General features: G+C 66.1%; 21 protein-coding genes and 1 pseudogene. 11 read left to right on the top strand and 11 right to left on the bottom strand.

Annotation, left to right across the window (positions count from 1 at the left end; genetic code table 11):
- Positions 1 to 41: 41 nt before the first annotated feature.
- The 4 genes from LGQ10_RS00850 (at position 42) to LGQ10_RS00835 (ending at position 4,663) form a co-directional block, all read left to right on the top strand.
- Complete coding sequence (locus LGQ10_RS00850; protein WP_226524356.1) at positions 42 to 1,457, top strand: aminotransferase; 1,416 nt, start codon at positions 42 to 44, stop codon at positions 1,455 to 1,457.
- 80 nt (positions 1,458 to 1,537) lie between these two features.
- Entirely contained in the window at positions 1,538 to 2,407 is an 870-nt protein-coding gene (locus tag LGQ10_RS00845; protein WP_226524355.1) for a helix-turn-helix transcriptional regulator, read from the top strand.
- Between the two features lie 75 nt (positions 2,408 to 2,482).
- On the top strand, positions 2,483 to 3,394 hold the full coding sequence (locus LGQ10_RS00840; RefSeq protein ID WP_226524354.1) for a LysR substrate-binding domain-containing protein: 912 nt from the start codon (positions 2,483 to 2,485) through the stop codon (positions 3,392 to 3,394).
- A 114-nt stretch (positions 3,395 to 3,508) separates the two neighbouring features.
- Positions 3,509 to 4,663, top strand: coding sequence for an alpha-hydroxy acid oxidase (locus LGQ10_RS00835; RefSeq protein WP_058436566.1), 1,155 nt, complete (start codon positions 3,509 to 3,511; stop codon positions 4,661 to 4,663).
- Positions 4,664 to 4,670: 7 nt separating this feature from the next.
- Here the strand turns inward: LGQ10_RS00835 and LGQ10_RS00830 are convergent, their stop codons facing one another.
- Together LGQ10_RS00830 and LGQ10_RS00825 are read right to left on the bottom strand one after the other, a co-directional pair.
- The gene (locus tag LGQ10_RS00830; protein WP_058436565.1) at positions 4,671 to 5,711 is read right to left on the bottom strand and encodes an ABC transporter substrate-binding protein; all 1,041 of its coding nucleotides are present in this window, start codon (positions 5,709 to 5,711) and stop codon (positions 4,671 to 4,673) included.
- 107 nt (positions 5,712 to 5,818) lie between these two features.
- Positions 5,819 to 5,956 carry a hypothetical protein gene (locus LGQ10_RS00825; RefSeq protein WP_226524353.1) on the bottom strand — a complete coding sequence of 46 codons (138 nt, stop codon included), beginning with the start codon at positions 5,954 to 5,956 and terminating at the stop codon, positions 5,819 to 5,821.
- 253 nt (positions 5,957 to 6,209) lie between these two features.
- Here LGQ10_RS00825 and LGQ10_RS00820 point away from each other — a divergent pair, with 253 nt between their 5' ends.
- Entirely contained in the window at positions 6,210 to 7,358 is a 1,149-nt protein-coding gene (locus tag LGQ10_RS00820) for a MalY/PatB family protein (protein ID WP_226524352.1), read from the top strand.
- Positions 7,359 to 7,608: 250 nt separating this feature from the next.
- Here LGQ10_RS00820 and LGQ10_RS00815 read toward each other — a convergent pair whose 3' ends face one another.
- The 5 genes from LGQ10_RS00815 to mdlC all read right to left on the bottom strand — a co-directional run bounded on the left by LGQ10_RS00815 (position 7,609) and on the right by mdlC (position 14,553).
- On the bottom strand, positions 7,609 to 8,865 hold the full coding sequence (locus tag LGQ10_RS00815; RefSeq protein WP_226524351.1) for an OprD family porin: 1,257 nt from the start codon (positions 8,863 to 8,865) through the stop codon (positions 7,609 to 7,611).
- A 120-nt stretch (positions 8,866 to 8,985) separates the two neighbouring features.
- The gene (locus tag LGQ10_RS00810; RefSeq protein WP_058433812.1) at positions 8,986 to 10,461 is read right to left on the bottom strand and encodes an aldehyde dehydrogenase family protein; all 1,476 of its coding nucleotides are present in this window, start codon (positions 10,459 to 10,461) and stop codon (positions 8,986 to 8,988) included.
- Positions 10,462 to 10,522: 61 nt separating this feature from the next.
- Positions 10,523 to 11,449 carry a ketopantoate reductase family protein gene (locus LGQ10_RS00805; protein WP_226524350.1) on the bottom strand — a complete coding sequence of 309 codons (927 nt, stop codon included), beginning with the start codon at positions 11,447 to 11,449 and terminating at the stop codon, positions 10,523 to 10,525.
- 44 nt (positions 11,450 to 11,493) lie between these two features.
- Positions 11,494 to 12,885, bottom strand: coding sequence for an MFS transporter (locus LGQ10_RS00800; RefSeq protein WP_226524349.1), 1,392 nt, complete (start codon positions 12,883 to 12,885; stop codon positions 11,494 to 11,496).
- 81 nt (positions 12,886 to 12,966) lie between these two features.
- Positions 12,967 to 14,553 (bottom strand): benzoylformate decarboxylase, encoded by a 1,587-nt coding sequence (gene mdlC, locus LGQ10_RS00795; protein ID WP_226524348.1) that lies wholly within the window; start codon positions 14,551 to 14,553, stop codon positions 12,967 to 12,969.
- Positions 14,554 to 14,668: 115 nt separating this feature from the next.
- Between mdlC and LGQ10_RS00790 the strand changes: the two genes are divergently transcribed.
- Entirely contained in the window at positions 14,669 to 15,565 is an 897-nt protein-coding gene (locus LGQ10_RS00790) for a LysR family transcriptional regulator (protein ID WP_226524347.1), read from the top strand.
- Positions 15,566 to 15,665: 100 nt separating this feature from the next.
- A complete protein-coding gene (locus LGQ10_RS00785) occupies positions 15,666 to 16,238 on the top strand; it encodes a hypothetical protein (RefSeq protein WP_058433816.1) in 573 nt (190 codons plus the stop codon).
- Here the strand turns inward: LGQ10_RS00785 and LGQ10_RS31445 are convergent.
- Together LGQ10_RS31445 and LGQ10_RS00775 are read right to left on the bottom strand one after the other, a co-directional pair.
- Positions 16,207 to 16,452: pseudogene (locus tag LGQ10_RS31445) on the bottom strand (MFS transporter); the annotation flags it as partial. The gene LGQ10_RS00785 and the pseudogene LGQ10_RS31445 sit on opposite strands and share 32 nt — an antisense overlap.
- Before the next feature lie 350 nt (positions 16,453 to 16,802).
- Positions 16,803 to 17,810 (bottom strand): zinc-dependent alcohol dehydrogenase family protein, encoded by a 1,008-nt coding sequence (locus LGQ10_RS00775; RefSeq protein WP_226524346.1) that lies wholly within the window; start codon positions 17,808 to 17,810, stop codon positions 16,803 to 16,805.
- A 420-nt stretch (positions 17,811 to 18,230) separates the two neighbouring features.
- Here LGQ10_RS00775 and LGQ10_RS00770 point away from each other — a divergent pair, with 420 nt between their 5' ends.
- The 4 genes from LGQ10_RS00770 to LGQ10_RS00755 all read left to right on the top strand — a co-directional run bounded on the left by LGQ10_RS00770 (position 18,231) and on the right by LGQ10_RS00755 (position 23,326).
- Entirely contained in the window at positions 18,231 to 18,740 is a 510-nt protein-coding gene (locus tag LGQ10_RS00770; RefSeq protein ID WP_226524345.1) for a sigma-70 family RNA polymerase sigma factor, read from the top strand.
- A complete protein-coding gene (locus LGQ10_RS00765) occupies positions 18,737 to 19,720 on the top strand; it encodes a DUF4880 domain-containing protein (protein ID WP_226524344.1) in 984 nt (327 codons plus the stop codon). The genes LGQ10_RS00770 and LGQ10_RS00765 overlap by 4 nt, the downstream gene beginning before the upstream one ends.
- Before the next feature lie 116 nt (positions 19,721 to 19,836).
- Positions 19,837 to 22,257: a TonB-dependent siderophore receptor gene (locus tag LGQ10_RS00760; RefSeq protein ID WP_226524343.1), complete on the top strand. Its 2,421-nt coding sequence runs from the start codon at positions 19,837 to 19,839 to the stop codon at positions 22,255 to 22,257.
- 166 nt (positions 22,258 to 22,423) lie between these two features.
- Positions 22,424 to 23,326, top strand: coding sequence for an alpha/beta hydrolase (locus LGQ10_RS00755; RefSeq protein WP_226524342.1), 903 nt, complete (start codon positions 22,424 to 22,426; stop codon positions 23,324 to 23,326).
- A 114-nt stretch (positions 23,327 to 23,440) separates the two neighbouring features.
- Here the strand turns inward: LGQ10_RS00755 and LGQ10_RS00750 are convergent, their stop codons facing one another.
- Both LGQ10_RS00750 and LGQ10_RS00745 read right to left on the bottom strand, forming a co-directional pair.
- Positions 23,441 to 24,856, bottom strand: coding sequence for an isochorismate synthase (locus tag LGQ10_RS00750; protein ID WP_226524341.1), 1,416 nt, complete (start codon positions 24,854 to 24,856; stop codon positions 23,441 to 23,443).
- Positions 24,849 to 25,172 carry an isochorismate lyase gene (locus LGQ10_RS00745; RefSeq protein WP_058436409.1) on the bottom strand — a complete coding sequence of 108 codons (324 nt, stop codon included), beginning with the start codon at positions 25,170 to 25,172 and terminating at the stop codon, positions 24,849 to 24,851. Before LGQ10_RS00745 ends, LGQ10_RS00750 begins: the two co-directional genes overlap by 8 nt.
- Between the last annotated feature and the right edge of the window lie 8 nt (positions 25,173 to 25,180).

The raw sequence follows: 25,180 nt of genomic DNA, 5'->3' as shown, positions 1-25,180 counted from the left end.
CCACAGACTTTCCATGCCCCATCGCTTGAAAGGTGAACCCCATGACCAATCGCTGCGCAAGCTTCTTCCAGCAGTTCGATGAACAGCAACTGGTGGCCGCCGACAAGGCGCACTACATGCACGGCTTCCACATGTTCGACGAACACCGCGAGCAAGGCTCGCTGAACATCGCCGCCGGTGAGGGTGCCTACATCTATGACACCGCCGGCAATCGCTACCTGGATGCCGTCGGCGGCATGTGGTGCACCAACATCGGCCTGGGCCGCGAGGAAATGGCCGAGGCCATCGCCGATCAGGTACGCCAGCTGGCCTACTCCAATCCCTTCTGCGACATGGCCAATGTCAGTGCCATCCGCCTGTGTGAAAAGCTCGCCAGCCTGGCCCCCGGGGACCTGGACCACGTGTTCCTCACCACCGGCGGCTCCACTGCCGTGGACACGGCCTATCGCCTGGTGCAGTTCTATCAGAACAGTCGCGGCAAACAGGCGAAGAAGCATGTGATCTCGCGGCTCAACGCCTACCACGGCTCCACGTACCTGACCATGTCCATCGGCAACAAGGCCGCCGACCGCGCGCCCGAGTTCGACTTCATGGGCGACCTGTTCCACCACATTTCCTGCCCCAACTACTACCGCGCACCGGCCGGCATGAGCGAGGCGCAGTTCCTCGAGTTCCTGGTGGCGGAGTTCGAGGACAAGATCCTCACCATCGGCCCGGACAAGGTGGCGGCGTTCTTCGCCGAGCCGGTGATGGGCTCGGGCGGAGTGATCATTGCGCCGGACGGTTATCACCGACGCATGTGGGAGGTCTGCCAGCGCCATGACGTGTTGTATGTTGCCGACGAGGTAGTGACGTCCTTCGGCCGACTGGGGGCCTTCTTCGCCTCGGAACAGGTATTCGGCATCCAGCCGGACATCATCACCACCGCCAAGGGCCTGACCTCCGGCTACCTGCCCCTGGGCGCCTGCATCTTCTCCGAGCGCATCTGGCAGGTCATCGGCGAGCCGGGCAAAGGCCGCTGCTTCACCCATGGTTTCACCTACAGCGGCCATCCGGTGAGCTGCGTGGCGGCGCTGAAGAACATCGAGATCATCGAACGGGAAAACCTGCTGGACCATGTCGAGCGCGTCGGTACCTACATGGAGCAGCGTCTGCAAACCCTCGCCGAGCTGCCGCTGGTGGGCAACGTGCGCTGCAAGCGCCTGATGGCCTGCGTCGAGTTCGTCGCCGACAAACAGAGCAAGGCGTTGCTGCCCGACACCCTGAACATCGCCGAGCGCATCCACCTGCGGGCCCAGGCCAAGGGCTTGCTGGTGCGCCCCATCGGCCACCTCAATGTCATGTCGCCGCCCTTGATCATCACCCGTGCGCAGGTGGACGAGATCGTCGAGACGTTGCGTCAGTGCATCCTCGAGGCCGCCGCCGAACTGCATCGCGACGGGCTCTGGCAGGGATGATGGATACCCTGGCGATGCGCGATGCGCGAACGCAGGCCGCGGTTTTACCCAACCTGCACCGGCTGGTTACACTGCCCGGCATGAGCGCATCCCCCGACATCACCGCCCCGCTTTCCCTCCACGGCCTGCTGGCCTGGCATGCCAGCCTGGCCCAGGCCTTGAGCGCCGTGGACCAGGCGACTTTCCTCGATCACCTGGCAGCGGCGCTGAGCGCCCTCACGCCCATCGAGTCGATGATGATCAGCCTGGAACGCAAAGGCCTGCCACCGCAGTTGCTGCATGAACAAGGGATTGTCGGGGCGTACCGCGACGAGATCATCAACCGCTACTTCTCCCGGGGTTATCTGCTCGACCCTTTCTGCCTCGCGGTGGAAAGCGGCCTGGCCGAGGGTTTCTACCACCTCTCGGACATCGCCCCGGATGACTTCTTCAGCAGCGAGTACTACAAGACCTATTACCTCAAGACGGGTGGCGCCGAGGACAGCTACTACATCGTCGACCTCGATCCCCAGAGCAAGATCTCGCTCTGCATGTTCCAGGGCCTGAGCGGCGAACGCTTCACCGGCCAGGCGCTCCAGTTGCTGCGGGCCGTGGAACCCCTGGTGCTCGAGCTGCTGCGTCGCTTCGCCAGCACCGGCGGCTTGCAGCAACGGGTCCATCAGGCCACCCCCGGCGCAGTGCTTGCCCCGGCCGAATTCAACTTGCGGATCGAAGCCGCCTTCATGAGTTTCGGAACCCCGCTGCTGACGGTGCGCGAACGCGAGATCGCCCACCTGATCCTGCGGGGCCACTCGGTGAAGTCCACTGCCAAGGTGCTGCAGATCTCGCCGGAGACAGTGCGCATGCACCGCAAGAACCTCTACGGCAAGCTGGCCATCAACTCCCAGGCCGAACTGTTCGCCCAGTTCATCGACTGGCTGACCCAGGGTCGCCCGGCTTTGGCAGACTGACCGCCCGTAGCGGCCTCGCCCTGCGCCGCCCTACCCCGTAAGATGCCGCACTGGGTCACCCTCAGAAGAGTCTCTATGAAGGCGTTCAACGACTATCGCTTGCCATCCCTGGACGCCCTGCTGGCCTTCGATACCGCCGCCCGCCTGAAGAACATCGAACAGGCGGCCGAGGCCCTGGCGCTTACCGGCAGTGCCCTGCGCAAGCGCATCAGCGGCCTTGAGCAACTGCTGGGGCTAAGCCTGTTCGAGCGCCAGGCTGGCAGCCTGCGGCTCACGCCAGATGGCCAGCTGTACCTGGAACAGGTGGCCCCGGTGCTGCAACAGCTGCTGGACATCCCCCAGCACCGGCGCACCCTGCAGCGCAAACAGCGGCTAATCCTGTGCAGCCCTCCGACCTTCGCCCGGCAGGTGCTGATCCCGCGCCTGGACGAACATAGCCGGACCCATCCGCAGATCGATCTGCAGATCCAGCTCTCGGCGCCCTTGTCCAACACCAGCAATGGCCAGTGCGACCTCGAAGTCCGTGGCGACAGTCTCGACGCGCCGCCGGCCAAGCGCCTGCTGGACGAGCAACTGCTGCCCATGGCCGCTCCCGCACTGCTTGCCCGTTTCGCCCCCCTGCACCAGCCCGCCGACTTCAGCCGCCTGCCGCTGCTGCGTTCGCCCCTGGAGCCGTGGCGCCCCTGGCTGCAGGCCGCCCGCCTGGACCTGCCGGAGCCCGACCAGGGGCCGACCCTGCTGGACCTGGGCATGCTCCTGGAAGCCGCAGCCAACGCCCAGGGCGTGGTGCTGGCGCGCCCATCCCTGGCTCGCAGCTGGCTGGCCCAGGGACGCCTGGTGATCCTTGGCCAGGTCAGCAGCCCGCCGTCCTATCACTACACCCTGCACATGCCGGCGCCCTCGCCTGCCGCCCAGGACCTGGCCCACTGGCTGCAGCGAATCTGCCGCGACGCCGTGGCCCAGGGCAACGCCCACGCCCAGGCCTGACGCCACCCCTCACCGGGGGCCGGGAAAAAAACGCCCACGCGCCAGGAATTGTTTTCCGCATCACCCTGCGCCCAAGACACTAGTCTGCTGTGCTCCACCCCACAGGAGTGCCCCATGCCCATCATCACTTGCATCGAAGACCTGCGCCGGCTGGCCCGACGCCGGGTGCCACGGATGTTCTACGACTACGTCGACGGCGGCTCCTGGAGCGAAAGCACCTACCACGCCAACCAGGCCGACTTCGCCCGGATCAAGCTGCGCCAGCGGGTGGCACGCAATATCGACAACCGCTCGCTGCAAGTACGTCGGCTGGGCATCGACATGGCCATGCCCCTGGCCATCGCGCCCACCGGCCTGGCGGGCATGGTCCACGCCGATGGCGAGATCCTCGCCGCCCGGGCCGCGGCGGCAGCCGGCATCCGCTACACCCTGTCCACGGTGAGCATCTGCTCGCTGGAAGACGTCGCCCAAGCCACTGCGGCGCCGTTCTGGTTCCAGCTGTACGTGATGCGTGATCGGGATTTCGTCGGCCGCCTGATCGACCGGGCCAAGGCCGCCGGTTGCGACGCCCTGGTGCTGACCCTCGACCTGCAACTCAGTGGCCAACGGCACAAGGACCTGAAGAACGGCCTCAGCACCCCGCCCCGGCCGACCCTGGCCAACCTGCTGAACCTGCTCGGCAAGCCGCGCTGGGTCGCCGGCATGCTGGGCACCCGGCACCGGCATTTCGGCAACATCATGGGTCACGTGCAGGGCGTGCACGACATGCGCCAGCTGGCGGAGTGGACCTACCAGCAGTTCGACCCCTGCCTGAGCTGGGACGACATCCAGTGGATCAAGCGGCGCTGGGGCGGCACCCTGATCCTCAAGGGCATTCTCGACGTCGAGGATGCGCGCCTGGCCGTGGCCAGCGGCGCCGACGCACTGATCGTCAGCAACCACGGCGGGCGCCAGCTCGATGGCGCGCCGTCGAGCATCAGCATGCTGCCGGCCATCGTCGACGCCGTCGGCGGCCAGGCCGAAGTCTGGATCGACAGCGGCATCCGCAGCGGCCAGGACGTGCTCAAGTCCCTGGCCCTGGGCGCCCAGGGCGCGCTGATCGGCCGGGCGCACCTGTATGGCCTGGGTGCCCTGGGCCAGGCCGGGGTCAGCCAGGCCTTGCAGATCATCGCCCGGGAAATGGACCTGACCCTGGCCCTGTGTGGCCACACCCGCATCGAGCAAGTCGACCGGCAACTGCTGGTGCCCGGCAGCTACCCCTTGCCCTGATTGGCGTTCAGCGGGCTGCCCAGGCGTTGAAGCGCTGCTCCAGGTCTTCGCCGTGGTCGACCCAGAACCCGGCATCCACCGCCCGCGCGCCTTCGAGGTTGGCCTCGAAGGTGGGCAGCTGCTGCTGCACCGCTGGCGGCAGCAGCGCCAGGGCCTGGCGATGCACCGGTCCGTAGGGAATGTGCTGCGAGAACACCTTCTGCGCCTGGGGCTGGCTGGCGAACCGGATGAAGTCCTCGGCCAGGGCCTTGTTCGGCGACCCCTTGACCACTGCCCAGTACTCCGGATCGTAGAGGCTCTGGGACCAGAGGATGCTCAACGGCATACCTTCCTTCTGCGCCATGGCAATCCGGCCGTTGTACGCCGCACTCATCACCACATCGCCGGCCACCAGCCACTGCGGCGGCTGGGCCCCGGCCTCCCACCACTGGATCTGGGGCTTGATCTGGTCGAGCTTGGCGAAGGCCCGGCTGACACCTTCCGGGGTGCCCAGTACCTGGTACAGCTGGGCCGCTGGCACGCCATCGGCGAGCAAGGCGATTTCCAGCGTGTACTTGGCGCTCTTGCGCAAGCCGCGCTTGCCCGGAAAGTCCTTGAGGTTCCAGAAATCGGCCCAGGACCCGGGAGCCCTGGCCAGCTTCTGCGGATCGAAGGCCATCACCATCGACCACACATACGTGGCGACGCCGCACTCGGTCAGGGTTCCGGGCACGAACTGCCCGGGATCGCCGAACTTGCCCAGGTCCAGGGGTTCGAACAACCCCTCGTCACAGCCGCGCAACAGCTCCGGGCTCTCTACTTCGACCACGTCCCAGCTGGTCTTGCCGACCTCGACCATGGCCTTGATCTTCGACAGTTCACCATTGTATTCGCCGGCCACCACCCGGGCCGCGCCACTCTGGTTGAACGGTTGGAAATACGCCTGTTCCTGGGCCTGCTTGGTGGCGCCCCCAAAGGAGATCACCGTGAGATTGCGCGGCTGGGCCGCAGCCCCGGTACACAGCACCAGCACAGACAACACAACGCCACAACGCAAGATATTGGACATGTAACCCATCCTCGAGAAAGCCGGCTCGCCCGCACGAGCCCGCACAGCATCAACCTGGCAGCGACCGTAGCCACGGGCGGCGCCGCACCAGGCACAACGAGCCTCGTTCAGCGCAGTACCGGCAGACGCGGCACGGACCACTGCACCCGGCAAGCATTGCCGGGGGGCCAATGGCCCGGTGTGTTGGATGTGTCCTGGACCCATTGCGCAAGAGGCGGCCAGGTGATGTTCGAATGGCGGTTCATCGCTTGCTCCCTGTTGTTTTTGTAGGAAGAACAAATCGATCGGCAGTGCATTGCCACCGCGCCCGAACAGTCGGGGCGGCGCATGCAGGGAGGTCATTGTTCGCCCAATCCGGAGCATTGCGAAACGAGGTTTTTGTGAGGCACAGGCAAGGGAAAAGCTGCCTTGCAAAGAAGGCCGCACTGTTCATGACCAACCCTGCGCAAGCCGGCTAGAATCTCTGCACCTTTGCCCTACCAGCCGACGAGATTCGCCATGAGCTACGACTTCGATACCCTGCACCCGCGCCACGGCACCGGTAGTACCAAGTGGAGTCGCTACCCCGAGGACGTGCTGCCCATGTGGGTGGCGGACATGGACTTCGCCGCGGCACCGGAGATCCTCGACGCCCTGCGCCAGCGCCTGGAGCACCCGTTGCTGGGCTACAGCGTGGCCCGTGACGAACTGCGCGAGGCGGTGGTCGCCGACCTGTGGCACAAGTACGCCTGGCGCGTGCAACCCGATGAGTTGATCTTCCTGCCCGGGGTCGAACCGGGTTTCAACATGGCCCTGCACGCCTTCGTCCGGCCGGAGCAACCGGTGGTGGTGCAGACCCCCAACTACCGGCCACTGCGCCTGGCCCCCGGCAACTGGCAACTGCGCAAGATCGAGGTGCCGTTCCAGGTCACCGCCGAAGGCACCTACAGCACGCCCATGGCCGAATTGCGCCAGGCCCTGCACGGCGCCGGCGCGCTGCTGCTGAGCAACCCGCACAATCCCCTGGGCAAGGTGTTCCCCCGGGAAGAACTGCAAGCAGTGGCCCAGGCCTGCCTGGACCAGGGCGCGCTGATCGTGTCCGACGAGATCCATGCCGAGCTGTGCTTCGACGGTCACCGGCATATTCCCACCGCCACCCTCGGGCCGGAGATCGCCCGGCGCACCATCACCCTGATGTCGGCCAGCAAGGCCTACAACGTCGCCGGGATGAAGACCTGCTTTGCCATCGTCCAGGACCCGGCCACTCGCCTGGCCTTCAACAACGCCCGCGCCGGCATGGTGGACAGCGTCAGCCCCCTGGGCCTGGAGGCCACCCACGCCGCCCTGACCCTGGGGGGCTCCTGGCTACAGGAGTTGCTCGCCTACCTGCAGGCCAACCGTGACTACCTGCTCGAGGCCGTGCGCACCCGCTTGCCGGGCATCCGCATGCACGCGCCACAAGGCACTTACCTGGCCTGGCTCGATTGCAGCGGCCTGGGCCTGGAGGATCCCCACGCCTTCTTCCTCGAACAGGCCAAGGTCGGTCTCAGCGCCGGGCTGGAGTTCGGTGACAACTGCAAACAGTTCGTGCGCCTGAACTTCGGCTGCCCGAGAGCCCTGCTGGAGGAAGGCATCCGCCGCCTGGAGCAGAGCCTGGGCCGACGCTGAAGCAACCCAGCCCCCACACCGACGCCGCAGCAGCCTGCAGACACCCGCGCCGGCAGCTGCGGCCCACCCCATGAGCTACCTGCCGCCGGTCTCCGGCTCTTACGCATCCCCGCATCACCTGTAGCCGCTGCTGAGCCCGCGAAGCTGCGCAAAGGCCCGCAGGGCCTTGCTTGGCGATCCTCCCGCCGGACCTCCAGCGCCCGTGAAATCGCTGCGTCTGCTGCGCAGCCTTCGACAGCGACTACAGGGTTCACAGCGACAGCGGGTAGCTGACGATCAACCGGGTCTGGTCGAAGTCGCTGTTGAAGCTGCGTCGGTTGGTGGCGTTGTTCAGCCGCAGGCTGAGGTTCTTCAAGGTGCCGCTCTGCAGGGTGTAGCCGATCTCGGTATCGCGCTCCCACTCGTGACCGCCATTGCCGGCCTTGGTGGTGGCGTGGTCGCCACGGCCGTAGCGCACCATGGCCAGCAGCCCGGGAACTCCCGAGGCCGCGAAGTCATAGTCGTAGCGCACCTGCCACGAACGCTCGCCGGCATTGCTGAAGTTGCCGTTGAACATGTCGTTGCCCAGGGTCCGCCCGCTGCTGCCGTAGACCGACATCCAGGGGCTGTCGCCGCTGACTTTCTGCAACCCCAGGTACAGCGTGTGCCCGGCCCGGGAGGCGGAGAACAGCCCATAGGCGGTGCGGCTGTCGACCCGGCCGATACGCGCGCGGCCGTCGTCGCGGTCGATGAAGTAGCCGAGGTTGGCTCCCAGGGTCCAGTCGCCCAGCGGTTGCTTGTGCAACAGGTTGAAGTAGCTCTGGCGGTAGATGTCTTCCAGTTGCGAATGCCAGGCCCCGAGCAAGGTGCGCTGCTGGTTGAAGCGGTATTCGGCACCAGCGTAGGTGAAGCCATCGGACTTGACCCCGGGCGCGGCCCAGGCCGAAAGATCCTGCATGTCCGAGGAATTGCGCAGGCTGACAGCGCGGTACTGTCCGGCCTGCAGGCCCAGGCCGCTGATCTCCCGGGATACCAGCATGGCCCCGCGAAAGGTCTGCGGCAGCAGGCGGCCGTCGTCATAACGCAGCAGTGGAGTGTCCGGCAGCAGCTCACCAAGCTTGACCTCGGTGGCGGAAACCCGCGCCTTGAGGGCCGCTCCGACACGACCGAAATTGTCCGCGGCGCGCCCATCGTCGTGCACCGGCAACAACTCCGAACCGCTGACCGCGCGGCTGCTGTCGAGCTTGAGGCCGAACAGGCCGATGGCGTCCAGACCGAAACCGACAGCGCCCGGGGTGTAGCCGGAACTGAACTTGAGAATGAAACCCTGGGCCCACTCCTCCACCTGCCCCTTGGGTGCATCATGATCGCGAAAATCCCGGTTGAAATAGTAGTTGCGCAACAGCAGGTCGGTCTTGCTCCCCTCGAAGAAACCGCTGTCGTCGGCAGCCCATGAAGGCGCGCACAGGCCCACGGACAAGGACGCCCCAACCAGGGAACGGCAGAGCATCGGATAACGGGTGTTCATTATTATTGTTCTCCGCTTTTCATAGGCGCAGCCGTGCCCCGACAGGCCGACCACAGCCCGTCCGCTCATGGATGCTCAAAAGCCCGGCCAGGGTGGCCGGGCGTTAATCAGGGTGCCGGGTCAGAAGGGATATTGACGTGGCCGATGTTGCAGGCTGATCCAGTGGTCCCGGGTGAACTCATCGATCGCCCAGTCGCCGTTGAAGCGCCCCAGCCCGGAGTTCTTCTCGCCCCCAAAGGGTGCGTTGGCCTCGTCGTTCACCGGCACATCGTTGATGTGGGTCATGCCGGCGCGCACCTGCCGGGCGAAGTTCACCCCGCGCTCCAGGTTGCCGGTGAACACTGCGCTGGCCAGGCCGAACTCGCTGTCGTTGGCCAGCTCCAGGGCATGGGCTTCGTCCCGGGCGCGCAGCAGCCCCACCAGCGGGCCGAAGATTTCATTGCGCGCCAGGTCCATGTCGGCACGCACCTCGCCGTACACATGGGGCGCCAGCAGGTTGCCGTTCTGCCCGCCCTCATACAGCGGCTCGGCGCCCTGCTCGCGGGCCAAGGCGATCTTGTCATGCAGACCCTGCAACTGGCGGGTGTTGATCACCGGGCCAATCACCGTGTCCAGCGATTGCGGATCACCCACCTTGAGCTGCTTGACCCGGGCCACGAAGCGCTGGGCGAAAGCGTCATAGAGCTGCTCATCGACGATGATGCGGTTGATCGCCATGCAGATCTGCCCCTGGTGCAGGAACTTGCCGAACACTGCGGCGTTCACCGCCTGCTCCAGGTCGGCATCGTCCAGTACCACGAACGGGCTGTTGCCCCCCAACTCCAGAGCCACATGCTTGAGGTGTTCCCCGCCACTGGCGATACGGCCGATGCCGCGCCCCACCGGGGTCGAGCCGGTGAAGGTGATCAACGCCGGCACCGGGTGCTCGACAAAGGCGTCGCCAATCTCGCTACCGGCCCCCACCACAACGCTGAACACCCCGGCGGGTAGCCCCGCTTCCTCGAAAATCCTGGCCAGCAGCAGGCCGCCGCACACCGGGGTATCGCTGGCCGGCTTGACCACCACCGCATTGCCAAGGGCCAGGGCCGGGGCGATGGAGCGCTGGGTCAGGTGCAGCGGGAAGTTCCACGGGCTGATCACTCCGACCACCCCAAGGGCGCTGCGGTAGACCCGGCTTTCCTTGCCCGGCACATCGGATTCGACAATCCGCCCGTGGACCCGCGCCGGGAAGGACGCCGCCTCCAGGGTGATGGCCCGCGCCGCGCCCCACTCGGCCAGGGCCTTGATCCGCGTACTGCCGGACTCGCGGATGATCCAGTCGACGATTTCCTCCTGGCGTCGGTCGAATATCGCCACCGCCCGGTGCAGCACCGCGGCGCGCTGCGATGGCCCCAGGGCTGCCCATTGCGGCTGCACCTGGGCGGCCTTGGCGTAGGCTGCATCCAGGTCGCTGCGGTTGGCCTGGGCCACTTCCAGCAGCAGAGCGCCGTCGAACGGATTGGTCACCGCCAGGATCTTGCCGGCGGCACCGGCGCGCCACTGTCCGGCGATGGGTTGCAGATGCAGGTCGCAATAAACCGCGTTGCAATCATTCATGGAAAATCTCCTCAAGGAACAGCATTCATAAACCAATGTGTCACCCGCAACGGGCTGGGTTCTACTGTGCGGTGGCGCGTTTTTCGATCAGCCGCAGCAGGCCGAGCAGGGTTTCGGTGTGGGGCACGGCCACACCCGCCTCCCGCGCCCGGGCCAGCACCTGGCCGTTGATCGCACCGATTTCCGTAAGCCTTCCGGCCAGCACGTCCTGCAGCATCGATGGCTTGTGCGTGCGGTGGTTGGCCATGGCAAAGGCCACGCTGTCCAGGCATCGCTGAGCATCCAGCACTATCCCCTGGGAGCGGGCCACGGCCACCACTTCCATGACGATGGCCCGGGCCAGTGCCACGCCTTCCGGCGCCGCGTCCAGCTGGCCGACGGTGCAGCCGGTGGCCGCGCACAGGCTGTTCAGCGCCGCATTGAAGGCGACCTTTTCCCAGATCGACGTCCACACCTCGGGGTCCACCGCGCAGTTCAACCCCGCCGCGTCCAGTACCGCCGCCACTTCACGGCTGGCCTGTTGCTCGCCCTCGTCGAGGGCTAGCACCCGGACCACGCCCTGGCCGTGGGACTGCACCTGCCCCGGCCCGACCATGTCGGCGGGCCAGTTGGTCATGCCGATCACCGCCTGCCCCGGGGCCACATGCCGGGACAGCGCCTCGGCATTGCCCAGGCCGTTCTGCAGCGTCAGCACCCGGGTGTGCCCGGCGATATGCCCGGCAACACTGCGCAAGGCGCTGTTGGTGTGCAGGGTCTTGGTGAAGACCAGCAACAGGTCGGGGTGCCCCGCGGCCTGTTCCGGGCGACAGGCGTTCAAGCCCGTGATGTGCCGCTCGCCGCGGTCGGTAGTCAGCAGCAGGCCGTCGTTGCGGATCGCCGCCAGGTGCGCGTCGTTGATGTCCAGCAGGGTCACCTGCTGGCCGCTTTCCGCCAGCAGGCCGCCAAACAGCGAACCCATGGCACCCGCGCCGAGAATGGTGATGTTCATCGAACCTCCTGATGTGAGTGGCCGGTTCAAGCACCGGGCCGCGGTCATGACTGGCCCGGCAGGCGCCGGGGAATGTGCCGGCCCACGATCAGCAGCGCCAGCAGCGCCATGACCATCACCGAGCCCAACAGCATGAGGTAGCCCTGGGCCCCGCCCTGAGTGATCACCAAGGCTCCGGCGAAGGCACTGAGAATCGCTCCCAGGCGCCCGAAGGCCAGGGCCGATGCGGTACCGGTGGCGCGCACGCCGGTGGGATAGATAAAGGCACACAGCGCGTACATGGTGGACTGCACGGCGTTGACGAACAGGCCATGCACACCGAAGCCGAAGATCAGCAGGCCGGTATTCTGGTGGATGTCCACCCCCTGCAACACAAAGGCGCTGGCCGCGCCCCCGGCGCAGCAGATCAGCAGCGGCCAGAAGGAACCCCAGCGGGTAATGGCCACCGCGCACGCCAGCGCGCCGATCACCCCGCCCAGGTTGTAGGCGGTCAGTCCGGAACCGGCCACCGACAGCTCCAGTCCTTCGGACAGCAGCATGGTGGGCAACCAGCTGAAGGCGCTGTAGACCGCGGTCAGGCACATGAAGAAGGCCACCCAGAGGGCCAGGGTGTCACGCCCGTACCCCAGGGCGAACAAGGCGCGGAAACCGCCCTGCTTCTCGCTCTTCTGCTCCAGGGCATCGGTGTAGACCACCCCCGCCGCCATCGGCCGGCCCATGCGCCCGAGCAAGGTGCCCAGCTCGTTCCAGCGTTGGGGTCGACGCGCCAGGAAGCGCGGCGATTCCGGCAGCGTCGCCAGCAGGGCAAAACCCAGGACGATGGGCAAGCTGCCACCGATGAAGAACAGGGTGCGCCAACCGTACAGCGGCAACACATGGGAGGCGAACAGCCCCGCCAGCATCCCGCCCAGGGGCACGCAGACAATGGTGGCGGTCACCGCCAGGGTGCGCTGCCGCGCCGGGGTGAATTCGGCCGTCACCGTGGTCGCGCTGGGCAACGCACCACCGATGCCCAGCCCGGCGATAAAGCGCAGCGCCGCCACCGCCACCGCGTTCGGCGCCAGGCCAATGGCGCAGGTGGCCACGCCAAACACGAACACACTGGCGATGATCGCCATGCGCCGGCCGAAACGGTCGGCGAACAGCCCGGCACAAGCACTGCCAATACCCATGCCGATCAGCCCGGCCGCCACCGCAGGGGCGAACGCCTCGCGGGTGATGCCCCATTCCTTGATCATCAGCGGAATGGCAAAACCGATCAGCTGGCCGTCGAAACCGTCCATGACAATGGACAGCGCCGCCAGCAGCACCACCAGTTTCTGCATACCGGTGAAGGGCCCCTGGTCGAGCAAGGTGCCGATATCGGCATGGGGGGAACCGGAGCGCGCCGGCTGGGTCGCGTCGTCTATCACAGCGGTGACCGAAGTCGTGTTCATAACCACCTCTTTTTATTCTTCTGGTGAGTCCGCAGTTAAGGTTGGCAAGGCCGGGCTTGCACCCGGCGCCAAGGCAAGTCCTCAGGGTTCGATGGTCAGTGTCGGCACCTCGATCAGCACCGGGCGGTTGCCCGCCAGGGCCTCAGTCAGAGCCAGGGCAAATTCCTCCCGAGTGCTGGCCTGCACCGAATGCACGCCATAGCCGCGACCGATGGCGCAGAAGTCCAGGCCGGGCACGTCCAGCCCCGGAGCGTCGCTGACCTGCAGCACGCCGGCGAACCAGCGCAGGGCGCCATAGGTGCCGTTCTTCAGAATGATGAACACCACCGGAATCTGGTACTGGGCGGCGGTCCACAGCGCGGTGATGCCGTAGTTGGCCGAGCCGTCGCCAATCACTCCGATCACCCGCCGCTCCGGCCGGGCCAGTTGCACGCCCACCGCTGCCGGCAGGCCGAAGCCCAGCCCGCCGGCTGCCGGGAAGTAATAGCTGCCGGGCTCACGCATCTCCACTCGCTGCCAGAACGCGCCTACGGTGGAGGTGGATTCCTTGACGTAGATCGCATCCTTGGGAGCCAGCTCATCGAGCACGTCGAACACGGTTTCCGGGCGCAGCAGGCCGCCCAGCTCCTCTACCGGAGTGGCCAGCGGCAAGGCTTGGGGCTGCGGCCGGTCGCAGTCCGGCAGCGCCCAGACCAGTGCCTGCAAGGTCTCGGCGATATCCCCCACCAGCGCATCGCCCATGGGCGCACGCGCCGCTTCGCCGGGATCGCAGGTGATGTGCAGCAGCTCGGTTCCCTCGGGCAGGTAGTCCCCCGGCGCAAACTGGTGATAACGGAACACCGGGGCCCCCACCACCAGGATCAGGTCATGGTCCGCCAGGCAGCGGCTGATGCCAGCAATGGCAGCCGGCAGCACCCCGCGAAAGCTCCGGTGACGGGTGGGAAACGGGCAGCGGGAAGCGGACGGCGCGACCCAGGCCGGCATGCGCAGTTTTTCCGCCAGTTGCACGGCCAGGTGGTTGCTCTGGCTGCCATCCACATCAGGCCCCAGCACCAGCACCGGACTGCGCGCCGCCGCCAGGCGCTGCACCAGCGAACGCAGTTGCGCCGCCGAGGGCAACCCGGCACTGGCCACCTGGCGCCGGGCCAGGTGCTCGACCCCGGCCGGCGCCGGACGGGCCCAGTCATCGTAGGGAATCGACAGATAGACCGGGCCCTTGGGCGCCTGGTTGGCCATGTGGATCGCCTGGCTCAGGGCCCGCGGCACGTCCTCGGCGCAGGCCGGTTCATGGCTCCACTTGACCAGGGGCCGGGGCAGTTGCGGGGCGTCGACGTTGGCGAGCATCGCCTCGACGCCGATCATCGAGCGCACCTGCTGGCCGGCGGTAATCACCAGCGGACTGTGGGAGTACCAGGCATTGGTCAGGGCGCCCATGCCATTGCCGGTGCCGGCCGCGGCATGCAGGTTGACGAATGCCGGCTGACCGCTGGCCAGGGCGAAGCCGTCGGCCATGCCCACCACCGCGCCTTCATGCAGACCGAGGATGTAGCGGAAGTCTTCGGGGAAACCCTTGAGAAAGGGCAGCTCATTGGAACCCGGGTTGCCGAACACGGTGGTCAGGCCTTGTTGTCGCAGGATGTCGTAGGAAGCGCTATGGACGGTTTTCATAGGGGCCTTTGCCGCTGCTTTTTAGAATTTGAGTTACTCTTGCAGCCGCCAAGAAATTGATCAAATCGATACTATCTCTATTAAAAATAAGACCCGTCTATATCAATGAGGCAACATGAGCCACATCGATCTGAACCTGATCCGCACCTTCGTCACCCTCTATGAAGCCCGCAGCGTGACCCTGGCCGCCGAGCGCCTGTTCGTCACCCAACCCTCGGTCAGCTACGGCCTGGCGCGGCTGCGCGAGCTGTTCGACGACGGCCTGTTCAGCCGCACCCGGGACGGTATCCAGCCCAGCCAACTGGCCGATGAGCTGTATCCGGCCTTGCGCGAATCCCTGACGCGGATCGAGAACACCGTGCACAGCACCCGGCGCTTCGACCCGGCGACCACCGAACGGCGCTTTCGCATCGCCCTGTCCGACCTTGGCGAAATGGGCTTCCTGCCGCTGATCCTGGCGCGCCTGAACCAGCAGGCCCCCGAGGCCGAAGTCGAAGTCCTGCCGCTGCAGGTGGACCAGGCCGGTGAGTGGCTCAGCAGCGCCAAGGTCGACGCGCTGATCTGTCGCAAACCCTTGACCGGTACCCGCAGCCAGGTGCTGATCCGCGAGCGCTACGTGTGCCTGCTCAGCGACCGCCACCCGCGCATAGGCACCCAGCTGAGCCTGGAGCAGTTCCTCGCCGAACGTCACATCGCCGTGACCCGCACCACCGGCCACGGCAGCGTCGAGGACGTGCTCAAGCAGATGAATGCCAAGCGCCGCATCAGCCTGCAGGTGCCGCACTTCTCGGTGCTGCCCAAGGTGTTGCCCGGCACCGACCTGCTGGCGGTGCTGCCGGCGCAGATCGCCCGCCTGTTCACCCTCGAAGGCGGCCTGCGGCAACTGGAACTGCCGTTCTCCGTGGGGGAGTTCGAAGTCTCGCTGCACTGGCACCCCAACAGCGACAGCAGCGCCGCCCTGACCTGGTTCCGCCAGACCGTGGCCGCGGCCATCATCGACGGCCAGTCTTGAAGAGGGGTGAATTGGCGGGGCCAGGCTGACAAGCGTCCACCCTTTGCGCGACCATGGCCGGCCTGCGCCACGCCATGGCGCCTTGTTTGAAAGGACTCTCATGCGCCCCCGTTTCCTGCCTGCCTTGCTTCTGCTCACCTTGCTGCTGGGCGCCTGTGGCCCCAACGTGCGCTGGATGCACCCGGACCCGTCGAAGGAACTGCTGCTGCGCGCCATGACCGAACTCAACGGATTTCATGCCTACGACTTCAGCCATGAAGACAACAACCTGATCAGCGCTGCCGAAGCCAGGGCGCTGCTCGCGGACAGCAGCCGGATCACCGAGCGCACGCCGACCTTCATGTTCGTCGAGATCAAGGGCCGTACCCTGAGCATCGTCGGTTATTCCTCGACTTACCGCCCGCGTACCCAGGACTACACCACGCCAATGATCTTCAGCTACGTCGGCGAACTGAAAAACGCCCGCTACGCCCTGCCCCACATGGCGCCGAACATCGCCGACCTGAAGTTCACCTCGACCCCCGTGGAAAAGCTCAAGGTGACGCTGCTGCCGCTGTCCAGCGGGCGCGTGAGCTTTCCCGACTTCGATGGCGACCTGAGCATCGAATCGGTCAACGGGCGCTACACCCGTATCAGTGCCTTTACCCGCAATGGCCGGGACTCGATCTTCTGACCCGCGACGTGCCGCACAACCTGGCGGGCTGAACCTCAAGCCGCTCCCGCTCCAGGCCAGGGCCGGCCGCGCCTGCTGCAGCGTCGGGCGCAGCCGACAGCAGCAGGCAGAACAGGATCAGCACCCGACGCCCGAAGCGATCGGCCCAGGACGCGATGAACAGCGAGCCGGCGGCCATGCCGAAAAGACCGGCGCTGAGCAACAAGCCGATCTGCCAGGCACTGGAACAAACCCATCGGGCCCTGATCGACCCGCTATTTCAGATCGCGGTTCATGGGCGCCCTCCCGTGCTCGGATGGAAATGGAAAGCAGCGGCACGGACAGGCCCACAAGCAGGCGGCACACAGGACCTAACGACCCATGCCCTTGGGAGGAGGCGAATGACGCAACCCTTTTCGTGTAATTGTTGGGGGCGGTCTCAAGCATGAACAGTAGAAGGAAAGCCGAGGCCATGGCTGCCGGCGTTGGAAGGCACTGCGTGCCTTGTCGCAGCCTTCGGCAGCGGCAGAGATCGGACCTGTAGGAGATCCGATCGATAAGCTGGGCCTGGGCTGCGGCGATGCGTCAGAGACTCAGACAGATTTTCCCCAGGTGCGCGCCGGACGCTTCATGGGCAAAGGCCTTGGCGATGTCCGCCAGGGCGAAGGTGCTGTCGATGATCGGCTTGATCCCAGTGGCCTCCAGGCCCCGGACCATCTCGACCTGCTGCTGGCGGCTGCCGACGATCAGCCCCTGCAGGCGCTGTTGCCTGGCCATCAGCGCCGCCGTCGGCACCGGGCCGGCCCAGCCGGTGAGGACACCGATCAGGGCGATATGCCCGCCAATACGACACGCGTTGATGGACTGCGGCAAGGTGCCCGGGCCACCCACTTCCACCACGTGATCGACGCCGCGACCGCCGGTGAGCTTGAGCACTTCGGCGCCCCACTCGGGGTGGGTGCGGTAATTGATGGTGTGATCGGCCCCCAGCTCGCGAACCCGCGCCAGCTTGGCATCCGACGACGAGGTGGCGATCACCGTGGCGCCCATGGCCTTGGCCAGTTGCAGGGCGAAGATCGAGACCCCGCCAGTGCCCAGCACCAGCACGGTTTCGCCGGCCTTGAGTGCACCATCCACCACCAGTGCGCGCCAGGCGGTCAGGCCGGCGGTGGTCAGGGTCGCCGCCTCGGCATGGCTGTAGCCCTTGGGTGCATGGGTGAACCAGTGGCTGGGCTGGACCACCACTTCACGGGCGTAACCGTCGACACCATCCCCCGGGGTGGTGCTGAAATCGGCAATCGCCGGGCCGCCATCGTGCCAATGCGGGAAGAAGCAGGACACCACCGCATCCCCCACCTTGAACTCGCTGACGCCCTCGCCCACGGCTTCCACTACCCCGGCGCCATCGGCCATGGGAATACGTCCGTCGGCGGTAGGCAGGCCACCGGTCACGACCGCGTAGTCGTGATAGTTCAGGGAGCAGGCATGGATGCGCACCCGGATCTGCCCCGCGGCAGGCTGCCCCGGGTCGGGAAGTTCCACTACCTTCAGGTTGTCCAGGGATGCCGGCAGGCTGAGCGTGATGGCTTGCATGGGATGCTTCTCCACAGATCGATAATCTTCAGGGGGCTAACCCTACCACCGAACGCCTGGCTGCAGCCGCTGCCGCAAGCTGCGAACACTGCGTCGCAGGGATACAGGTTGTCAGGGCCGCTAGGGGTTCGACACAGGATCGCCAGGCAAGGCCCTGCGGGCCTTGGCGCAGCTTCGCAGGCTCAGCAGCGGCTACAAGGCTCCACTGCTGATCGCACAAAACACTGCTCGGTCACGGTCGCGCCCCATTGCTCGCCCACTTGTTCTTCATACAGCGCGCGTGCCGCATCCAAACCCTGGCACGTCCACAGGCGGATGACGACAAGCGCTGGCGAGCCACGATAAAAATTCAAGCACCCACTAATGAGAAGCATTACCATAAACGCCCTTTTGCCCGCCTCGGCCCTGGAACCCTTATCGATGGAGCCCAACCCTTCGCTACAGCACGCCGTGGGCGAGCTCTACGTCCAGCATCACAACTGGGTGGTGCAACTGTTGCGACGCAAGCTCGGCAACCAGGATCAGGCCATGGACCTGGCCCAGGACACCTTTGTGCGCATTCTGCGCAGCGAGCAACTGCCCGTGCTGCGCGAACCCCGGGCCTACCTCAACACCGTGGCCAGCCGCCTGTGCGGGCAATATTTCCGTCGCCAGGCCCTGGAGCGCGCGTACCTGGAATCCCTGGCGCAGCTGGAGCCGCAGCACCAGTCCTCGCCGGAAACCCGCCTGTTGGTGCTCGAAGCCCTGGATGCCGTGGGCCAGGTGCTGGACGGGCTGGGCAGCCGGGTGCGCGAGGTGTTCCTGCTGTCCCAGCTCGAAGGCCTGACCTACCCGCAGATTGCCGAACGCCTGCAGCTCTCGGTCAACGTGGTGCAGAAAGCCATGCTCAAGGCCTACCGCCACTGCTACGCGGCGGTGTACCCGGGATGAACGCCTTTCAGCCGGTGGACGATCAGGGCGCGGTGGAACAGCGAGTGCTGGACCAGGCCCTGGAGTGGCTGGTGCTGTTGCAATCGGGCCTCAGCAACCCCGAGCAGCAGGCCGCCTGCCTGGCCTGGCGCCGGGCCGACCCGCAGCATGAACTGGCCTGGCAGCGCCTGGCCGGGATCGGCCAGGACCTGCGCGCCAGCACCAGCAGCCTGTCCGCGCCCCACGCCCGGCAACTGCTGCAGGCCCGCAGCCACCCAGGGCGGCGCACCCTGCTCAAGGGGTTCGTCGGCCTTGGCGTGGTGGCCGCCAGCAGTTGGGGCGTGCGTGAACGGCTGCTGTTGCCACAGTTGTTCAGCGACTACCACACCGCTACCGGCGAGCGCCGCCAATTGCAACTGGCCGCGGGCGCCAGCCTGCAACTGGACACCCGCACCAGCCTCGACCAGCAGGCCAGCCCCCAGGGCCTGCAACTGCGGCTCAACAGCGGCCGCCTGCTGCTGACCCTGGGCAACGCCGCGCCACTGCGCATTGCCACCCTCGATGGGCGCATCCACCTGGCCCCCCGCTCCCGGCTGATCCTCAGCGTTGGCTTGCCGGGCATCGACGGCACCCGGGTGCAACTGCTGGCCGGCAGCGGCTCGGTGAGCACCGCCCACGCGCCCCTGCTGGAACTGGGTCCGGGCCAGCAAGTGGATATCGGCCAACAACGGATCGGCGCGGTGCTCGCCGTGCCCGCCTCGGCCAGCGCCTGGACCCAGGGCCTGCTGATTGCCGAACGCCAGCCTCTGGGGGAGGTGATCGCCGAACTCGACCGCTATCGCCCCGGTCTGCTGCGCTGCGCCGCCGAGGTCGCCGGGTTGCGGGTCTCCGGCTCGTTCTCCCTGGACCAGCCGGACGCCAGCCTAGACCTGCTGGCCAAGACCCTGCCCATTCGCATCCGGCGGGTGATGGGTTACTGGGCCTCCGTGGACGCTGCCTGATCTTTTGCGGTTTTTTTTCAGGACGGCGGCAGTTTTTTCAATCTCGTGCATCAAGACCAGGGAAGAAGCTGGAAAACAGCTCAGCGCCAACCCTTCTCAACCCACGGATTTTCCCTATGCACATTCGCCTCACGCCCCTTGCCGCGGCCTTGCGCCCGGTCATCATCGGCCTGTCCATCGCCAGCACCAGCCTACCGCTGCTGGCCGCCGAACCCAGCGCCGCCATGACCGACCGCCAGCAGCGCGACTACGCCATTGCCCCGGGCAACCTGGACCAGGTGCTGGGCGCCTTCGGGCAGCAGTCGGCAAGCATGATCGCCATCGACGCCAGCCTCAGTGCCGGCAAGCGCAGCACCGGCCTGAATGGCCGTTTCAGCGTGGACGAAGGCCTGCAGCGCCTGCTGAAACCCCTGGGCCTGCAAGCCGTGGCCGAGGGCACAGGCTATCGGGTAGTACAGGCCAGCGGCGGTGAACGGGTCGAACTGGGACCAACCACGGTCACCACCAACCAGCTGGGCACCGTCACCGAAGGCAGCGGTTCCTACACTCCGGGCACCATCGCCACCGCCACCCGGCTGGTGCTGACACCGAGGGAAACCCCGCAGTCGATCTCGGTGGTCACCCGCCAGGCCATGGACGATTTCGGCCTCAACTCCATCGACGACGTGATGCGCCATACCCCGGGCATCACCGTGGCCACCTACGACAGTGACCGCACCAGTTACTTCTCCCGCGGCTTTGCCATTCAGAACTTCCAGTACGACGGGATTCCGATCCTGCAGGACGCGCAGTACTCCTCGGGCCATACCCTCACCGACACGGTGATCTATGACCGCGTGGAAATCCTCAAGGGCGCCACCGGCCTGCTCACCGGTGCCGGGGGCCCCGGCGGCACCATCAACATGGTGCGCAAGAAACCCACCGCCGAATTCGCCGGGCACATCGACCTGGGGGCCGGTTCCTGGGACAACTACCGCTCGCAGGTCGATGTCAGTGGTCCCCTGACCGACAGCGGCAATGTCCGCGGACGGATGGTCGCCGCCTATCAGGACAAGAAGTCCTTCCTTGACCACTACCAGCGCCAGACCAGCGTCTACTACGGCATCCTCGAGTTCGACCTGTCACCGGACACCCTGCTCACCGTCGGCGCCGACTATCAGGACAACGACCCCAAGGGTTCCAGCTGGTCGGGCAGCAGCTCGCTGTACGACTCCAAGGGCAACGCCATCAGCACCTCGCGCTCCTACAACAACGGCGCGAGCTGGAGTCGCTGGTCGCAATACACCCGCACGGTGTTCAGCACCCTGGAGCACAGCTTCGCTAACGGCTGGGTGGCCAAGGCCCAGTACAACCACCAGATCAATGGCTACAACGCGCCCCTGGGTTCGTTGATGTCGCCAAACGCCGAGACCGGCATCGCCTCGCTGCTGACCCGCAAGTACACCGGTGAAACCGTCAGCGACAGCGGGGATCTCTATGCCACGGGCCCCTTTGACCTGCTGGGACGCGAGCATCAGCTGGTGGTGGGAGCGTCGATCTCCAACTCTCACTGGAAAGGCCGGGATTTCACCAGCGCCACCAATCACAACAACTTCTACGACTACTTCAACTGGAACGGGCACAGCCCCAAGCCAGATTGGGGCAGCATGACCAAGAAGAACGACGAGACCACCCGCCAGAGCGCCGGCTACATGACTGCGCGCTTCAGCCTCAACGACGACCTTTCGTTGCTGCTGGGCAGCCGGGTCAACAACTACGAGGTCAGCGGCACCAGCCAGACCAAGGACACCGGCAAGATCATTCCCTACGCCGGGGTGGTCTACGACCTCAACCAGAACTTCTCCGTCTATGCCAGCTACACCGAGATCTACCTGCCCCAGGACGACTACCGCGACCGCAACGACAAGGTGCTCAAGCCCGACGAAGGCACCAACTACGAGGTGGGCCTCAAGGGCGAGTTCTTCGACGGCCGCCTGAACTCCAGCCTGGCCTATTTCGAAGTGCATGAAGAAAACCGCCCGGTGGATGACCTGGCCTACAACGCCAACCCCACCACCCCCGGCCTGGACTATGCGTCCAAGGGCATCAAGTCCAAGGCCAAGGGGTATGAAGCGGAAATCTCCGGCGAGCTCGCTCCCGGCTGGCAACTGCAGGCCGGCTACACCCACAAGATCATTCGCGACCAGAGCGGGGCCAAGGTCTCCACCTGGGAACCGGAAGACCAGGTCAACCTCTACACCAGCTACAAGCTGACCGGCAGCCTCGACAAGCTGACCCTGGGCAGCGGCGTGCGCTGGCAGGGCACTGGCTGGAAGATCCTCAGCAACTACGGCAAGGGCACCGAGGAAAAATTCGCCCAGGACCCGTACTGGTTGGTGGACCTGATGGCCCGCTACCAGATCACCGAGAACGTCTCTGCCACCCTCAACGTCAACAACCTGCTCGACAAGAAGTATTTCACCAACATCGGCTTCTACAACTCGTCGTACTACGGCGACCCGCGGAACCTGATGCTCAGCACCCGCTGGAACTTCTAAAGCCCCGACCTCGTCGTGGCCACGCCGACAGCGGGTGGCCACGGCGCTTGCCACCCTTGCGTAACATTTGCCAACCCTTGTCACCGACCGCTGCGCAGAAACTCCCACAGTCCTCCCGGCACATCTGGTAAAACGCGTCTTCGACTGTTGTCTAGTGAAGCCTTCCATGTCCCCGCCCCTGCTCCAGCGCCTGCGCCGTCGCTGGTTTCCCCTGCTGTGCATGACCGCGCTGGTCGTTGGCCTGCCGGTGAGCTGCGCCGTGCTCGAACACAAGGAACGCCAGCTGGTGTTTCGCATCGAGCCGGGCACCGCCGGCTGGTACCGCGGCCTGCCAAGCACGGTGCAGGAGTTCGAGCTCAAGCCGAAAAGCTTCAAGGCCGGACAGAACATCCACGCCTGGTGGTGGCCGGCACAACGTGCCGATGCACCAGCGATCCTCTATCTGCACGGGGTGCGCTGGAACCTCACCGGCCAGCTGTTTCGCATCGAGCAACTGCACGCCCTGGGCTACTCGGTGCTGGCCATCGACTACCGGGGTTTTGGCCAGAGCCATGGCGAGCTGCCCTCCGAGACCAGTGTCTATGAAGACGCCCGCGTTGCCTGGGAGCGCCTCATGGTGCTGCAGCCAGATGCGGGCAAGCGCCTGATCTACGGCCACTCCCTGGGTGGCGCGGTGGCCATCGACCTGGCCGCCGAGCTCGGCCGCCAGGCCACTAGCGAGCAACGCCCGGCGGCGGCGCGAGGGCTGATCGTCGAGTCCACCTTCACCACCCTGGGCGACGCCGCAAGGGCCGTTACCAAGACTTCCCTGCCGGTGCGCTGGCTGATGTCGCAGAAGTTCGACTCCATCGACAAGATCCGCGAAATCGGCATGCCGTTGCTGGTGGTTCACGGCCTGAAAGACGATTACGTACCGCCGCGCCTGAGCCAGGAACTGTTCAAGACTGCCCTGGAACCGAAGCAATTGCTGCTGGTGCCCGGCGGCACCCACAACAACAGCATGAGCCTGGCCGGCAAGGACTACGCCACGGCGATCAAGGCCCTGCTGCGCACCAGGCAAAACCTGTAGCCGCCGAGCCCGCGAGGCTGCGACAAGGCCCGCAGGGCCTTCAGCAAGCGCCAGACCACCACCCTCGCGAGCGCTGCGCGCCCGTACGCAGCCTGCGGCAGCGGCTACAGCGGGTCACACGGCCTGGACATCCGGCGAAGCCGGTTGCGGGCGCAGGGCTTCGCCGATGGTCCGCAGCTTCAGGCAAGTCTCCCGATACTCACTCTGCGGGTCCGACTCGGCGACGATGCCGCAGCCGGCGAACAGGTGCGCCTGGTTGCCATGGATCAGCGCCGAGCGCAGGGCCACGGCAAAATCGCCATCACCCTCGGCATTGAGCCAGCCCACCGGGGCCGCATACCAGCCCCGGTCCAGGCCCTCATGCTCGCGGATATAGTCCAGGGCCCCGGCCCGGGGCAAACCGCCCACCGCCGGCGTCGGATGCAGGACCTTGACCAGCTGCAGCACGTCCACCTGGGGCCGCAAGCGACCGAGCACCGGCGTCAGCAAATGCTGGACATGGGCCAGGCGATGCAACTGCGGCTGGGGGGGGATTTCCAGCATCGCACAGTAGGGTTGCAAGGCTTCCCGCACGGTCTGTACCACCAGGGCATGCTCGTAGCGGTCCTTGGCACTGTCCATCAACGTCTGGCCCAGCTCGGCATCCTGCTGCTCGTGCAGGCCCCGGGCACACGTGCCGGCCAGGGCCACGGTGTTCAAGGTGCCGCGCGCGACTCGTACCAGGCGCTCGGGGGTGGCCCCCAGGAAGCACCGATCACCGCGGCTGAAGGCAAACAGGAAGGCCTGGGGATAGGCCGCCTCGAGATTCTCCAGCAACGGACCACAAGGGATGTTGTGCTCGGCCTGCAAGCAGACCTCCCGGGCCAGCACCACCTTGTTCAACTCGCCGGCCCCGATCCGCCCGATCGCCCCGGCAACCGTGGCCTGCCACTGCGCGGCATCCTCGGTGTCGTCCTGCTGCTCGATACAGGACGGCAGTTGCCGGCGCGGCGCATGGGCGTAGCGGGTCAACAGCAGGGTCCACTCGGCGACCAGGCTGGCGGCGCAATGGGCGACATCGGCCCCCGGCTCCAGCCACAGGCTGAACAGCCAGTGCTGTTGATCATCCTCTTGCAACAGCAGGATTCGCGGCAACACCAGGGAAGTCTCGGCGAACGATTGCCACTTGGCGCTGCGCGCACCCTGGGGATCGAAGCAGAAACCACCGCACAGGTAGGCCTTGCGGGGCCCCACCTGATGCGCCTCGGCCAGCAACTGGCGCCAGGCCTGGCTGCTGGCAGAAAAACGCTCACCGGCCACCGGGCTGATTTCTTCAGTGCAACCGAACCCCGCCAGGGCCAGCCCTCCCTGGCCACCGGACCAGAACAGGCTCTGGCCGAAGACCTGGCGGTTGGCCGCGAACAACCGCAACGGCTCCAGGCGTTCAGCCGCCAGGCTGAACACCACCAGCACCACCCGGCCCTCACGGCGGGCCTGGGCCTCGCCATCCTGCAGCGCCCGGGTCAGCCCGGACCGGCATGTTTCATTCATCTTGCGCTCCTTGCTCCAGCCCCTGGCCGATACGCCAATGGCGCACTTGCTGGGCGATGTTCCAGTGGATGATCTGGGCGAACAGCGGCACCACGAACATCGGGTCCAGCCCCGCTTGCTGCGCCCATTGCTGACGCTGCGGCAACATCGCCGCGACCCGCTCCGGAGCGGCGATGCTCTGCTGCGTGGGCTTGAACTGCGCCGCCGCCTTGACGTAGGCCAGGCGCCGGCCAAGGGCCTGGATGATCTGTTCGTCCATCGCGTCGATCCCGCAGCGCACGTCGTCCAGGCTGCTGCATTGCTCGGGTGTCTTCATATCGGTGT

This window comes from Pseudomonas sp. L5B5 (assembly GCF_020520285.1).
Classification (GTDB): Bacteria; Pseudomonadota; Gammaproteobacteria; order Pseudomonadales; family Pseudomonadaceae; genus Aquipseudomonas.
This window is presented reverse-complemented; position numbering and strand designations above follow the sequence as displayed.

What these genes read in the sequence shown, in the direction of transcription:
- LGQ10_RS00850 (WP_226524356.1), top strand. Translation starts at nt 42, where the DNA reads ATGACCAATCGCTGCGCAAGCTTCTTCCAGCAGTTCGATGAACAGCAA.
- LGQ10_RS00845 (WP_226524355.1), top strand. Translation starts at nt 1,538, where the DNA reads ATGAGCGCATCCCCCGACATCACCGCCCCGCTTTCCCTCCACGGCCTG.
- LGQ10_RS00840 (WP_226524354.1), top strand. Translation starts at nt 2,483, where the DNA reads ATGAAGGCGTTCAACGACTATCGCTTGCCATCCCTGGACGCCCTGCTG.
- LGQ10_RS00835 (WP_058436566.1), top strand. Translation starts at nt 3,509, where the DNA reads ATGCCCATCATCACTTGCATCGAAGACCTGCGCCGGCTGGCCCGACGC.
- LGQ10_RS00830 (WP_058436565.1), bottom strand. Translation starts at nt 5,711, where the DNA reads ATGTCCAATATCTTGCGTTGTGGCGTTGTGTTGTCTGTGCTGGTGCTG.
- LGQ10_RS00825 (WP_226524353.1), bottom strand. Translation starts at nt 5,956, where the DNA reads ATGAACCGCCATTCGAACATCACCTGGCCGCCTCTTGCGCAATGGGTC.
- LGQ10_RS00820 (WP_226524352.1), top strand. Translation starts at nt 6,210, where the DNA reads ATGAGCTACGACTTCGATACCCTGCACCCGCGCCACGGCACCGGTAGT.
- LGQ10_RS00815 (WP_226524351.1), bottom strand. Translation starts at nt 8,865, where the DNA reads ATGAACACCCGTTATCCGATGCTCTGCCGTTCCCTGGTTGGGGCGTCC.
- LGQ10_RS00810 (WP_058433812.1), bottom strand. Translation starts at nt 10,461, where the DNA reads ATGAATGATTGCAACGCGGTTTATTGCGACCTGCATCTGCAACCCATC.
- LGQ10_RS00805 (WP_226524350.1), bottom strand. Translation starts at nt 11,449, where the DNA reads ATGAACATCACCATTCTCGGCGCGGGTGCCATGGGTTCGCTGTTTGGC.
- LGQ10_RS00800 (WP_226524349.1), bottom strand. Translation starts at nt 12,885, where the DNA reads ATGAACACGACTTCGGTCACCGCTGTGATAGACGACGCGACCCAGCCG.
- mdlC (WP_226524348.1), bottom strand. Translation starts at nt 14,553, where the DNA reads ATGAAAACCGTCCATAGCGCTTCCTACGACATCCTGCGACAACAAGGC.
- LGQ10_RS00790 (WP_226524347.1), top strand. Translation starts at nt 14,669, where the DNA reads ATGAGCCACATCGATCTGAACCTGATCCGCACCTTCGTCACCCTCTAT.
- LGQ10_RS00785 (WP_058433816.1), top strand. Translation starts at nt 15,666, where the DNA reads ATGCGCCCCCGTTTCCTGCCTGCCTTGCTTCTGCTCACCTTGCTGCTG.
- LGQ10_RS00775 (WP_226524346.1), bottom strand. Translation starts at nt 17,810, where the DNA reads ATGCAAGCCATCACGCTCAGCCTGCCGGCATCCCTGGACAACCTGAAG.
- LGQ10_RS00770 (WP_226524345.1), top strand. Translation starts at nt 18,231, where the DNA reads ATGGAGCCCAACCCTTCGCTACAGCACGCCGTGGGCGAGCTCTACGTC.
- LGQ10_RS00765 (WP_226524344.1), top strand. Translation starts at nt 18,737, where the DNA reads ATGAACGCCTTTCAGCCGGTGGACGATCAGGGCGCGGTGGAACAGCGA.
- LGQ10_RS00760 (WP_226524343.1), top strand. Translation starts at nt 19,837, where the DNA reads ATGCACATTCGCCTCACGCCCCTTGCCGCGGCCTTGCGCCCGGTCATC.
- LGQ10_RS00755 (WP_226524342.1), top strand. Translation starts at nt 22,424, where the DNA reads ATGTCCCCGCCCCTGCTCCAGCGCCTGCGCCGTCGCTGGTTTCCCCTG.
- LGQ10_RS00750 (WP_226524341.1), bottom strand. Translation starts at nt 24,856, where the DNA reads ATGAATGAAACATGCCGGTCCGGGCTGACCCGGGCGCTGCAGGATGGC.
- LGQ10_RS00745 (WP_058436409.1), bottom strand. Translation starts at nt 25,172, where the DNA reads ATGAAGACACCCGAGCAATGCAGCAGCCTGGACGACGTGCGCTGCGGG.